Here is a 12,512-nt window from a genome sequence, read left to right as displayed (position 1 = left end):
CTCTACTGCTTCCTGCCGTGCTGGTTCGGGCCCTGCTGTTTCGGACGCTGCTGTTTCGGACGCTGCGGATTCCCGCTGTGCTCGTTCGAAGACGCGACGTCGAGGATGAGATCGGCCATGCGCCGGTCGGCGTCGCGGATGCCGAGCTGTTCGGCGCTGGCTGCCATCCGGGCCAGCCTGTCCGTGTCCAGCAGCAGGGGAATGATGTTCCCGCTGATCCAGTCGGCGGAGAAGGCCTTGTCATCGACGATCAATGCGCCTCCCGCGGCGACCAGGCCCGCGGCGTTCAGCGCCTGCTCGCCGTTGCCGATGGGCAGGGGCACGAAAACGGCAGGCACGCCCACGGCGGCCACCTCGCAGACCGTGGCGGCTCCGGCACGGGCCAGCAGCAGGTCCGCCGCGGCATAGACGGTTTCCATGCCGTCGACGTACTCCACCTGCCGGTAGCCTGGCGCGGCGAGCGGTTTGCCGTCGGCGTCGTGGACGGACTTGCCGCGGCCGGTGATGTGCAGGGTCTGCACGCCGGCGTCGGCGAGGGCCCCTACGGCCGCAGCGAGGGACCGGTTGATGCTCTGGGCGCCCGAGGACCCGCCCGTGACGATGAGCGTCGGCCGGTCCGCGTCCAGGCCGAGCGCCTGCCGTGCACCGGCCCGGGCGGCCGCGCGGTCGAGGCCGGAAATTTCGGGGCGCATGGGCATGCCTACGTGCCGGGCGGCGCGGCCCAGTTTGGTCTCGGCGAAGGCCACTGCCACGTGGGCGCCGAGGCCTGCGCCGACACGGTTGGCCAGGCCGGGACGGGTGTTGGCCTCGTGGACCACGATTGGGATCTTCCGGCGCCGGGCAGCGAGGTACATCGGTGTGCACACGTACCCGCCGACCCCCACCAGGACGTCGGCGCCGGCCTCGTCCAGGATGGAACCCGCCTGCTTCACCGCACCGGCCATCCGGCCCGGCAGCCGGAGCAGATCCGCGGAAGGCTTGCGCGGGAGCGGGACACGGCTGATGGTGGCAAGGTCCAGGCCGGCCGCCGGGACGAGCCGCGCTTCCATTCCGCCGGGGGTCCCGACAGCCAGAAGCTGCACTCCGGGGTGGGACTGCCGGAGGGCGCCGGCAATTGCCAGCAGCGGGCTGATATGGCCGGCGGTTCCGCCGCCGGCAAGGACCACGGACAAGGGCGACTCGGTGTTCATGAAGGGCTGTTTACGCTTTCGTACGGTTCTTGGTGGCGGGGCTCTTGGCGGGGCTCTTGCTTGCGGGGGCCTTGGTGGGGCTCTTACTTGCGGGGGCTTTGGGTCGGGCTGCCGTACGGGCGGCGGACCGGCTGGAGGCCGTGCTGGCGGCGGACCGGCTGGCGGCAGTCCTTGCAGCCCGGGCAGCGCGGGCCCTCCGCACGGAATTGGCAAAGGCGGCCGGGCCGAACCTGAGCATCTTCTTCGGCTGCATGCCCGGGTCCATCTGGGCCCGGGCCAGGGACAGGACGACGCCGATTGCGCACAGCGACATCAGCAAGGCCGAGCCGCCATAGGAAATGAACGGCAATGGGACACCGATCACCGGTGCCAGCCCGGTGACCACGGCCATGTTGACGCTGGCTTGGCCCAGCAGCCAGACCATGATCGTGCCGGCCAGGACGCGGTGGAAGACATCGTGCTGGGCGACGACCACGCGGTAGATGGCGGTGCCGAGGATGGCGAACAGGACCAGGACGACGATCGTGCCGACCAGTCCGAGTTCCTCGCCGATGATCGCGAAAATGAAGTCGTTGTGCGCTTCCGGGATCCAGCTGTACTTCTGCCGGCTCTGGCCCAGTCCGACACCGAACCAGCCGCCGGATGCGAGCCCGTACAGGCCGTTGGTGGACTGGTAGTTCAGGTCGGAGCCGTCGGCGCAGGTCTGGCCCGTCCATGACAGGATGCGGCACATCCGGTTCGGGCTCGTGACGGCGAGGATCGTCGCGCCAAGGGCCAGGACCGCCCCGGCGAAGCCGAAAAGGTACAGCCGCACGCCGGCGAAGAACAGCGCGGCGGCCACGATGATCATCACGATCATGGCCGTCCCGAGGTCGTTTCCGGCCAGGATGAGGCCCAGGACCGCAATGGCGCCCGGGAGCACGACCGGAATGAGCGCGTGGCGCCATTCGTGGAGGAGCTTGGCCTTGCGGTCAAGCACGGTGGCCATCCAGAGCGCGAGGGCAAGCTTGGCGGCTTCGGAGGGCTGGAACGTGAACGGACCGACGTCGATCCAGTTCTGGTTGCCCAGCGCGCTGCGTCCCACGAGGAGGACCAGGCCCAGCAGCGCAATGGCCAGGAAGATGAGCGGCCAGGCGAAGCGCCGTAGCCAGACCACGTTCACGCGGGAGAGGACAAGCATCGCGAAGACGCCAATCGCGGCGAATCCGCCCTGTTTGAGGGCGGCCGAGTACGGCGACTCCCCCGCGGCGATGGCTTCCACGCTGGAGGCCGAGAGGACCATCATGATCCCGATCGCAGTCAGCGCCAGGGTGGAGCCAAGGATCAGGTAGTACGTGGATCCGTTGCGGGACTTGCCGGTGCCTTCCAGCGCGGACCAGAATCCGCGGCTCCAGGCACGCACCCGGGCCGCGGGGGTGACGGCGGGGCCGCCGGCCGTTGGCCGTGCAGCCGAAGGGGACGGACGGCCGGCGGGCGTGCCAGTGCTGGCCCCGCCTGCGGCGGATCGTGCCGCCGTCGTACGTGTGGGCGTGCTGACCATTGTTACTCCTCGCTGGTCTGAGCCTGCCCTTCCACGAGCTCGCGGACAGCTTCGATGAAGGCATCGCCACGGTGAGCATAGGAAGAGAACTGGTCCATGGAAGCAGCCGCCGGGGCCAGCAGCACAGTGTCCCCGGAGGCGGCCAGCTGAGCCGCCGAGGCAACGGCCTGGGCCATCACAGTCTCGCCGAAAATCGGCGAAGGGCCTGCGTCGGCTTTGGCCATACCGGCAGTCTGCACGTCTTCAGTCTCGCCCTTGCCCTGCCCGATCACGGGGACATCCGGCGCGTGTCGCTTCAGGGCGGCCTGCAGATCGCTGGAGTCCGCGCCGATCAGGACCACGGCCTTGAGCCGGCTGCCCTGTTCCTGGATCAGGGAGTCGTAATTCACGCCCTTGGACAAGCCTCCCGCGATCCACACCACATTCTGGAATGCGGACAACGAGGCGGCGGCGGCGTGGGGGTTGGTGGCTTTGGAATCGTTGATCCACAGCACACCGTCGTGCCGGGCCACCAGCTGGATCCGGTGGTCTCCCGGAAGGTAGTTCAGCAGGCCCTGGCGCACAGCCGATGGCTCCACCCCGTAGGCCCTGACCAGGGCAGCGGCTGCCAGCGCGTTGGCCACCATGTGGCGCGGCGCCACCGGTCCCAGGTCGGCGATCGAGGCGAGTTCGGCCGCGCTGTCCTTGCGTTCGGCGATGAACGCCCGGTCAACCAGCAGCCCTTCCACGACGCCGAGCATGCTGATGGCCGGGGTCAGTGTGGTGAATCCCACGGCCCGGCAGCCTTCCACCACGTCCGCGTCCTCGACCATGCGTTCGGTCTCGATCTGCTCGGCGTTGTAGATGCAGGCCTTCTGCGTGTTCGCGTAGACCTTGGCCTTGTCGGCGAGGTAGGAGGCGTAGGAGCCATGCCAGTCCACGTGGTCTTCAGCGACGTTGAGGCACACGCTGGCCACCGGCGACACCGAGTGGCTCCAGTGCAGCTGGAAGCTGGACAGTTCCACCGCGAAGGCGTCGTAGTCCACGGGATCGCGCAGGGCGTCCAGGATCGGGGTTCCGACGTTGCCTACGGCGATCGCCTTCAGGCCGGCGGCCTGGAGCATGGACTCGGTCAGGCCGACCGTGGTGGTCTTGCCGTTGGTGCCGGTGATGGCCAGCCAGTCGGCGGTCTTGCGGCCCTCGCGTTCGCGGAGCCGCCAGGCGAGCTCGACGTCGCCCCACACCGGAATGTGCGCCCGCGCCGCTGCGGCGAGCAGGGCCTGGTCCGGGCGCCAGCCCGGGGACGTGACCACCAGGTCCGGCTTCTGCCCGTCGATCTTCGGAACAGACTCCACCGCATCCTCGCCCAGCAGGACGTCCACGGCGCCGACGATCCGGAGCGTGTCGGCCTGGGCCAGCGCCTTGGCGCTGGTGGCGGCGTCCACCACCACCACCCGGGCGCCGAGTTCAATGAGGGTGTCGGCGGCGGCGAATCCGGAGACGCCGATGCCGGTGACCACGACGCGCAGGCCGGCCCAGTCGGAATCCCAGGTGGTGAGTCCCTGCAGCCGGGGCGAGGTGGTGAGCGGGGCGGGGATGGGACCGGTCACAGCAGCACCACCCATTCGGCGTAGAAGATGCCCAGGCCGGCGGCGACAAACAACCCGGACAGGATCCAGAACCGGACCACCACCGTGACTTCGGCCCAGCCCTTGAGTTCGAAGTGGTGCTGGAGCGGTGCCATCTTGAAGAACCGTTTGCCCTTGGTGATTTTGAAGTAGCCCACCTGGATGATGACCGAGAGCGTGATGAGGACGAAGAGCCCGCCGATGAAGGCCAGCAGCAGTTCAGTGCGGGACAGGATCGCGAAGGCTGCGACGGCGCCGCCGATGGCTAGGGAGCCGGTGTCGCCCATGAAGATCTTTGCTGGCGAGGTGTTCCACCACAGGAAGCCGACCATCGCCGCACTCAGGATGGCGGCCAGCAGGGCCAGGTCCAGAGGGTCGCGGACCGAGTAGCAGCCGCTGCCGGCCTGCCTCGGGGATCCGCAGGCCTGGTTGCTTTGCCAGATGCCCATGAGCGTGTAGGCCCCGAACACCATGACGGAAGCGCCGGCGGCCAGGCCGTCGAGGCCGTCGGTGAGGTTCACGCCGTTGGTCGCGGCCGTGACGATCAGGTTGGACCACAGCACAAACAAGATGGCGCCGAGCACGGTTCCGGCGAACGCGAGGTTAAGCCACGGAATATCGCGCACCAGCGAGATCTGGGTGGACGCCGGGGTCAGGCCCGCGGCATTCGGGAAGTTCAGCGCCAGCACGGCAAAGATGATGCCAACAGCGCCCTGGAGGATCAGCTTGGCCTTGGCGTCCAGGCCCAGGCTGCGCTGCTTGGAGATCTTGATGAAGTCATCCAGGAATCCGACCAGCCCCATGCCCACCATGAGGAAGAGCAGGAGAAGCCCGGAGGCGCTTGGCCCCGGTGAGTGCGGGTTCATCATCCACATGATCAGGTGCGTGAGCCCGTAGCTGACCAGGACCGCGACGACCACAACGGTGCCGCCCATTGTGGGCGTGCCCCGCTTGGTGTGGTGGGAGGTGGGTCCGTCGTCCCGGATGAATTGTCCGTAGCCCTTGCGGACCAGGAACCGGATGAACAGCGGGGTGCCCACAAACGCGAGGAGCAGCGCCATTCCGGCGCCCATCAGCAGTGCAATCACAGCTGTGCACTCCCTTCTGTGGCGGTTGCGGCAGTTCCCTCAGCAGGTCGCTCGGGAGAGTCTTGGGTGGCATGTGGGGGTAATGCTATCCGATCCCCCAAGTGGCGCAGCCCGATGCCGTTCGAAGACTTGAACAGGACCAGGTCGCCCGGCTGGAGCTCGGCTTGGAGAAGCTCGTAGGCCTCGTCCGCCGTCTCGGCGAAAACGCATTCGTCGCCCCAGGAGCCTTCGTTGACGGCGGAGACATACAGCGACCGCGCCTCCCGGCCCACCACGACGAGCCGGGAGATGTTCAGCCGCACCACCTGGGTGCCGACTGCCATGTGCTCGCGGATGGAATCCGGGCCCAGTTCCAGCATGGCGCCCAGGACCGCCCAGGTGCGGCGGCCGTGGCCCAGTTCGGCCAGCGTCCGCAGTGCTGCCCGCATGGACTCCGGGTTGGCGTTGTAGGCATCGTTGATGACGGTCACGCCGTCGGGACGCTCCGTGCGCTCCATCCGCCAGCGGCTGGCGGCGGTCTGCGCGCTGAGCGAGGCCGCGATCTGCGCGCCGGGGATGCCGGCCGCGTGCGCCGCGGCCGCGGCCGCGAGGAGGTTGGCCATGTGATGGGCGCCGATCAGCTTGGCGGCGACGTGGTGCCGGGTTGGTCCTTGCTCTGCTTTCCCGTCCGTCACGTCGGCGGGCAGGTAGAGCTCAAACTCCGGGTGGCCGTCGGCATTCAGTTCCACATCCGCGGCCCTCACCACATCGGCTTGGGCCACGTCGGTCTGGATGGTGTTGTCCTGGCCGGTGGTGGCCGCGCGTGAGGTGTAGCCGAGCACGCGGGCCCGGGTCCGGGTGGCCATCGCGGCGACGCGGGAGTCGTCCAGGTTCAGCACGGCGGTGCCCGCGGCCGGGAGCGCCTCCACGAGTTCGCCCTTGGCGACCGCGATGTTCTCGACGCCGCCGAACTCGCCGGCGTGGGCGGAGCCGACGCCGAGGACGACGCCGATCTCCGGCCGGACCATGTCCGCGAGGTATTGGATGTGGCCGATGCCCGTGGCGCCCATCTCGATGACGAGGTAGCGGGTGTCGAAGTCGGCTTTGAAGACTGTGAGCGGCACGCCGATCTCGCCGTTGTAGGACCCTTGCGGTGCAACTGTGGCACCTTCGGCGCCGGCGGCCGTGAAGATTCCGGCGAGCAGGTCCTTCGTGGTGGTCTTGCCGGCGGAGCCGGTGATGCCAACCACGGTGAAAGCGGCGCCGGCCGCGGCGCGGCTGGCGCGGATCCGGCGGACGGCTTCGGCGGCCAGCGCGCCCATGGCGAGGACAGCGTCCTCAACGACGACGGCGGGATAGTCCGTTCCGGCGGCGTCGGCCACTTCGCGCTCCACGAGCGCCAATACGGCGCCCCGGTCAAAGGCTGCGCCGACGAAGTCGTGTCCGTCGGCGTTCTCCCCCGGTTTGGCCACATAGAGGGAACCCGCCGTGGCCTCGCGGGAGTCGGTCACCACGGAGGCGGGGGTAATTCCCGGTTCCGCGGCGAGCCGGCCGTTGGTTATGTCGGCGATTTCCGCCGCTGTAAATGCAATCATCTCGGTTTAGGACTCTATCCGGTGGTCTTCGAGAACGGTGAATCCCCGTGCTGTCAAGGCGTTCCGAAGCTCCACCCGGTCATCCAGTGCCAGGTTGACTCCCTTGACTTCCTGCCAGACCTCGTGCCCGCGCCCGGCTACCAGGATGGTGTCCCCGGCCCCGGCGAGCTCCACGGCCTTCAGGATGGCGGCGTCGCGCGGGAAGACTTCCAGGACTGTGCAGTTCAGGCCTTCGTCGTCCTTGGCCGCCAGGGCCCCGGCAAGGACGTCCGCGCGGATGGCTGCCGCGTCCTCGTCGTGGGGATCGTCGTCGCTGACAATCACGGTGTCCGCCAGCCGCGCCGCGATGGCCCCCATCGCGGGGCGTTTGCCTTGGTCCCGCTGGCCGGTGGCGCCGAAAACGATGATCACTTTGGATCCGGGTTCCGGGGACCGGACGGCTTCGAGTGCACGGGCCAGGGCGTCGGGGTTGTGCGCGAAGTCCACCACGGCGGCCGGTGCCGTGGATACGAGCTGCATCCGGCCGGGCACGGCGACGGTGAAGGGATCCGCGGCGTCGAGGGCGGCCTGCACCGCGGCCGGCTCGTGGCCGCCGGCGAGGACCATCACTGTGGCCAGCGCTGCATTGGCGACGTTGAAGCCGCCCGGCAGGCCCGTGTGGACGCGCAGCTCGGCGCCGTCGCGGTGCCGGAGGACGAAGTCTGAGCCGAGGCCCCGCGGAGCAGTCCGGGCAACGGTCCAGTCCGCGGTCCCGTCGGCGTCAGCCGGCCCGGCGCCGTCGGTCCCGGCCGTGGCCAGGGTCGTGACCGGGATTTCGGCGGTGGCCGCGAGCTTGCGGCCCCAGTCATCATCGATGGTGACCACGGCGGCGCGGGCGCGTTCCGGCGTGAACAGCCGGGCTTTGGTCTGGAAGTATTCCTCCATGGTCCCGTGCAGGTCCAGGTGGTCCTGGGTGAGGTTCGTGAAGCCGGCGACGTCGAACACCACGCCGTCGACGCGGTGGAAGGACACGGCGTGCGAGGAAACCTCCATGGAGGCGGCATCGAGCCCGCGTTCGCGCATGAGCGCCAGCAGCGCGTGCACATCCGTGGATTCGGGCGTGGTCAGCAGGCTCGGGATCGGCTCCCCGCCGGCCAGGATCTCAATCGTCCCGATCAGCCCGGTCCGCTTGCCCAGCGCCCGCAGCAGGGCATTGATGAAATAGGTGGTGGTGGTCTTGCCGTTGGTGCCTGTCACCCCGAAGAGGGCCGGTGCCCCGGCGCCGTCGGGCCTGCTCTGGTAGATGAGCGCGGACAGCCGGCCGACCACGCTGCGCGGCTCGTGGGCCAGCAACACCGGGACGGCGATGTCATGGCCCAGGGCCACCAGGCGCGCCCCGGCGTCGTCTGTCAGGACCGCCACGGCGCCGGCGTCGACGGCCTGCGACACGAAGTCGGCCCCGTGCCGTGTGGCGCCCGGCAGGGCCACGTACAGGTCTCCCGGGCGGACCGACCGGGAGTTCAGGGATATCCCGGTGACCTGGACGGAGCCGGACGCACCGGGAACGGCCACGCCGATCGCCGCGCCAATGGCTGCCAGCGGCACTGCGGCAACCGCAGTGGGCCGGAAGCCCTGGTTGGAGTCATGGCCGGACGGCGCGGAAGCATCGGGGTCGGTGAGCTCTGACAAAGTGGATCTCCGTTGTGGTGCTAGTGGATCGGGCACTGAATGAATCGGGCACTGAATGAATCGGGCACTGAAAAATCTGGCACTGAATGAATCGGGCACTGGTAGATCGGGACCTGCGCACGCGGAAATGCTCCGGCGCGCAGGCAATGGGTGTGGCGTCGGCTGGTGATTTCCGGGTGCCAGGTGGAACAGGCGCTACTTGGCGTACTGCGGCAGCCGCGCGGGTTCGCCGGTGGAGGGCTGGACGTTGAATGTGCGCAGCGTCTGGCTCATCACCGAACGGAACACCGGTCCGTTGGTGATTCCGAAGATGCTTCCCTTGGGCCGTTGCAGGACCACCTCAACAATAAACCGCGGATCGTCCATGGGCGCCATTCCGATGATGGAGGCTGTATAGCCGCAGAACCCTGATTTGCCGTCGTCGCAGGGTGATTCGGATGTGCCGGTCTTGGCGCCCACCCGGTACCCGTCGATAGCAGCCTCTTTGATCTCACCCTCGGTTACGGCGCTCTCAAGGATGTCGCGGACCTGTTTGGCGGTTTCTTTGGAGACGACCTGCTGCGGGGCCTTGGCCGGGACTTTTTCCTCGGCACCGTCCGGGTTGATGTAGCTGTCGATCAGCCGGGGCTGGAGCATCACGCCGTCGTTGGCGATGCTTTGGTAGGCCCGGACGGTCTGGAGGGTGGTTTGGGCGACGCCCTGGCCGAAGAGCACGGTGTATTGCTGGCGCCCGTCCCACTGGTCGGCCGGGGTCAGGATGCCCTTGGATTCGGCCGGCAGACCGACGTCGGGGGCATCGCCGATGCCGAACTTCCGCAGCCAGTCATAGCGCTGTTCCTTGCTCAGTCGCTGGCCCACCATGACTGTGCCGGTGTTCATGGAGTAGCCGACAATGCCCGCCAGCGTCCGCTGCTCAGTGCCGTGTTCGAACGCGTCGCTGAAGGTCTGGCCGTCCACGGTGTAGGTCGGTGGAATGGTGAACCTGTCCAGCGGGCTGGACTTTCCTTCCTGGATCGCAGCTGCGGCCGTGATCATCTTCTCCACCGAGCCGGGCTCGTAGGCGGCGGTGACGGCCCGGACCCCGCGGTCCTCGGCGGCAACCTTGCCGGGGTCGTTCGGATCCGGGGAGTCGGTATCGGCCATGGCCACGATGTTGCCGGTCTTGGCGTCCTGGACCACAATCACACCCCACTCGGCGCTGAGCTTGTCCTTCTGGCTTTGGATGGCCTGCTGGGAAAAGTACTGCAGGTCCGAATTCAGCGTGAGTTTGATGTCCTTGCCGTTCACCGCCGGCGTCAATTGGTCCACGCCCACCGGGATGCGCAGTCCGTCGGCGCCGATTTCAAACAGCCGCTTGCCCGGTGTGCCTTTGAGTACCTCGTCCTGGGTCTGCTCGAGGCCCGCCTGTCCGGTGCTGCCGTCCTTGAGGAAACCCACAATTCCGCCGGCCACGGAGCCGTTGGGGTACACCCGCTTGCTGGTGCCTTCGGTGACGATGCCGGGAATCTGCAGCTTGGACACCTTGTCCTCCATGTCCGGCTTCAGGTCCTTGGCCACGATGTAGTAGCGCTGGGTTCCTGTCAGGGCATCGCGGAGGGTGCCTCGGTCCATGCCGAGCACGGCGGCGAGTTCGGAGATGCCCTGGTCCCGGGTGACCTTGACGAGTTCGTCCTTGCCGTTGATGGTCTCGAACCGGCGGAAGGATTCGGTCTTGGTGTTGACTGTCTGGTCCACCACGACGTTGTAGCGGATGACGCTGCTGGCCAGGACCGCGCCGGAGGAATCAAGGATGCTGCCGCGCTCCGCGGGCAGCACGGTGGGCGTGAGCCGGTTGTTGAGGGCGGCCTCAGCCAGTCCCCCGATGTCCAGGCCCTGGACCATGAACAGCTTGCCGCCGACCACCAGCAGGAGCGCCAGCATGATGCCCAGCCCCACGCGGAGCCGCCGGGTGGGGTTTGGGGCTTTCGCCTTGCTTGCCCTGCCGGAGTTCTTCGCCACGGTGAGTCCTTGCTGCTTGCCTTGCTGGTGGTCAGTGAACGTTACTGCCCCGGCGTCTTCTGTGCGGGGGCGGGAACCGAGCCGCCGTGGAGTTCCACGGCGGGGGCGGCGGTTTTCGGTGCGGGTGCGGGCTTCACAGCTGCCGGCGCCTTGTCTGTGTCCGCCGGTTTGGTGTCTGCCGCCTTGCGCTGGGCGAGAGGCTCGTTCTCCGTGGCCGGCCCCTTGCGCTGGGCGAGAGGTTCGTTCTCCGTGGCCGGCGGGACCACCGTGAGCTGCCCGGCGACGGCCGGTGCAGCGATGACGGCGCCCGGGGCATCACCCTTGACGGCCGGCTTGGCCTTACCGGTGACATTGAGGGTGGAGAGGTCGATCTGGCCCTTGGCGACCGAAGCCACCATGCCCAGCTCCGTGGCCTTGGCCGCCAGGTTCTGCGGGGCGTCGAAGTTCTGCACCTGCTGGGTGAGGTCCTGGTTCTGCTTGGTCAGTGTGGTCTGTTCACTGCGGAGCTGGACCAGCTGGTACTGGGCGGAGGAGACGGAGATGTTCAGGACCAGCACGGCCATAAGGGCAATCGCCAGGAGTCCGAAGCAGAGCACCACGAACGGTGCGCGGCGCTTGCGCGGCACGGAGCGGACCACCGACAGCGGGGTGCGTGCCTTGCGGGGCTGGTCGAGGCCGGGCAGGGCACGGGCAGTGGCGCCCTGGGCAACGGGGTAGCTGTTGACGGCGGCGGTGCTCATGCGGCTCTCCTGGCTTTGATGCGTTCGACGGCGCGCAGCCGGGCGGAAGCTGCGCGGGGGTTTTCGGCGATTTCAGCGGCGGTGGGTACCTCGGTGCCCTTTGTCAGGGTTTTGAGTTCGGCTTTGTGCTCTTCGAGCTCGACCGGGAAGCCGAGCGGCGCCGAGGACTTCGATCCGGCCTGGAAGAAGCCCTTGACGATCTTGTCTTCCAGGGAGTGGTAGGACATGACCACCACGCGGCCGCCGAGGGCGATGGCCTCGATCGCTGCCGGGATGGCGCGCTCGAGGACGTCCAGTTCCTCGTTGACCTCGATCCGGAGCGCCTGGAAAGTGCGCTTCGCGGGGTGGCCGCCGGATTTGGCGGCACCGGCGGGCACCACGGCCCGGATCTGCTCGACCAGTTCGCCGGTGGTGGTGAAGGGCTTTTCGGCGCGCGCGGCCACGATCCTGTTCGCGATGCGGCCGGCGAACTTCTCTTCGCCCCACTTCCGGATGATCCGGACGAGTTCTTCTTCGCTGTAGTTATTGACGACGTCGGCGGCCGTCTGGCCCCGGCTGGTGTCCATCCGCATGTCCAGGGGCGCGTCGAAGGAGTAGGCGAAGCCGCGTTCCCGCTCGTCCAGCTGGAGCGACGATACGCCGAGGTCCATGAGCACACCGTGGACTTCGGTGAAGCCCAGGTCTTCGAGGACGTCCGGGATTTCGTCGTAGACGGCGTGAACGAGGTCGGTCCGGTTCTCGAAGGGCGCCAGCCGGGCCCCCGCCAGTGCCAGGGCCTCCTCGTCGCGGTCGATGCCGATCAGGTGAAGGTCCGGGAAGCGCTGCAGGAGGGCCTCGGAGTGTCCGCCCATGCCGAGCGTCGCGTCGATCACCACGGGGGTCTCACCGCGGCTCCGTGCGGCCTCGATGCCGGGGGCCAACAAATTGATGCACCGGTCCTTGAGGACCGGTACATGGCGTTCGGACGTCGGCTTCGCCTGGTCGGGATCCGTCATGCCTTCGTCCTTTCGTTGGCCTTGTTTGCTTTGAGCTTTGCTGGTTGCGCTTTGCTGGTTGCGGATTGCTTGGTACTGCTCTTACGCAACGTTCCTTGGTCCAGATCCCCAT

At 68.0% G+C, this 12,512-nt stretch carries 9 protein-coding genes; all 9 read right to left on the bottom strand.

The features are described 5' to 3' along the window. Window positions 1-2: 2 nt before the first annotated feature. A complete protein-coding gene (gene murG / locus AC1D0A_RS06370) occupies window positions 3-1,190 on the bottom strand; it encodes an undecaprenyldiphospho-muramoylpentapeptide beta-N-acetylglucosaminyltransferase (protein ID WP_476945404.1) in 1,188 nt (395 codons plus the stop codon). Between the two features lie 10 nt (window positions 1,191-1,200). Continuing rightward, entirely contained in the window at window positions 1,201-2,730 is a 1,530-nt protein-coding gene (ftsW, locus tag AC1D0A_RS06365; RefSeq protein ID WP_243179525.1) for a putative lipid II flippase FtsW, read from the bottom strand. Between the two features lie 2 nt (window positions 2,731-2,732). Beyond that, the gene (gene murD, locus AC1D0A_RS06360) at window positions 2,733-4,334 is read right to left on the bottom strand and encodes a UDP-N-acetylmuramoyl-L-alanine--D-glutamate ligase (RefSeq protein WP_476944230.1); all 1,602 of its coding nucleotides are present in this window, start codon (window positions 4,332-4,334) and stop codon (window positions 2,733-2,735) included. Further along, a complete protein-coding gene (gene mraY / locus AC1D0A_RS06355; protein ID WP_028275881.1) occupies window positions 4,316-5,425 on the bottom strand; it encodes a phospho-N-acetylmuramoyl-pentapeptide-transferase in 1,110 nt (369 codons plus the stop codon). The genes murD and mraY overlap by 19 nt, the downstream gene beginning before the upstream one ends. Further along, a complete protein-coding gene (locus AC1D0A_RS06350; protein WP_476945403.1) occupies window positions 5,422-6,999 on the bottom strand; it encodes a UDP-N-acetylmuramoyl-tripeptide--D-alanyl-D-alanine ligase in 1,578 nt (525 codons plus the stop codon). Before AC1D0A_RS06350 ends, mraY begins: the two co-directional genes overlap by 4 nt. 6 nt (window positions 7,000-7,005) lie before the next feature. Then, complete coding sequence (locus AC1D0A_RS06345; RefSeq protein ID WP_243179528.1) at window positions 7,006-8,667, bottom strand: UDP-N-acetylmuramoyl-L-alanyl-D-glutamate--2,6-diaminopimelate ligase; 1,662 nt, start codon at window positions 8,665-8,667, stop codon at window positions 7,006-7,008. 195 nt (window positions 8,668-8,862) lie between these two features. After that, window positions 8,863-10,665, bottom strand: coding sequence for a peptidoglycan D,D-transpeptidase FtsI family protein (locus tag AC1D0A_RS06340; protein ID WP_476945402.1), 1,803 nt, complete (start codon window positions 10,663-10,665; stop codon window positions 8,863-8,865). A 41-nt stretch (window positions 10,666-10,706) separates the two neighbouring features. Beyond that, window positions 10,707-11,405 (bottom strand): cell division protein FtsL, encoded by a 699-nt coding sequence (gene ftsL / locus AC1D0A_RS06335; protein ID WP_476945401.1) that lies wholly within the window; start codon window positions 11,403-11,405, stop codon window positions 10,707-10,709. After that, window positions 11,402-12,400, bottom strand: coding sequence for a 16S rRNA (cytosine(1402)-N(4))-methyltransferase RsmH (rsmH, locus tag AC1D0A_RS06330; RefSeq protein ID WP_476945400.1), 999 nt, complete (start codon window positions 12,398-12,400; stop codon window positions 11,402-11,404). The genes ftsL and rsmH overlap by 4 nt, the downstream gene beginning before the upstream one ends. Window positions 12,401-12,512 lie beyond the last annotated feature (112 nt).

Source organism: Arthrobacter sp. P1_D4 (assembly GCF_056406115.1).
Note: the sequence above shows the minus strand (reverse complement) of the source record. Positions and strands in the feature narration are given on the sequence as shown.

Excerpts from the sequence above, each read along its gene's own strand:
- ftsW (WP_243179525.1), bottom strand. The coding sequence starts at position 2,730 with ATGGTCAGCACGCCCACACGTACGACGGCGGCACGATCCGCCGCAGGC.
- murG (WP_476945404.1), bottom strand. The coding sequence starts at position 1,190 with ATGAACACCGAGTCGCCCTTGTCCGTGGTCCTTGCCGGCGGCGGAACC.
- rsmH (WP_476945400.1), bottom strand. The coding sequence starts at position 12,400 with ATGACGGATCCCGACCAGGCGAAGCCGACGTCCGAACGCCATGTACCG.
- murD (WP_476944230.1), bottom strand. The coding sequence starts at position 4,334 with ATGGGTGGTGCTGCTGTGACCGGTCCCATCCCCGCCCCGCTCACCACC.
- AC1D0A_RS06350 (WP_476945403.1), bottom strand. The coding sequence starts at position 6,999 with ATGATTGCATTTACAGCGGCGGAAATCGCCGACATAACCAACGGCCGG.
- ftsL (WP_476945401.1), bottom strand. The coding sequence starts at position 11,405 with ATGAGCACCGCCGCCGTCAACAGCTACCCCGTTGCCCAGGGCGCCACT.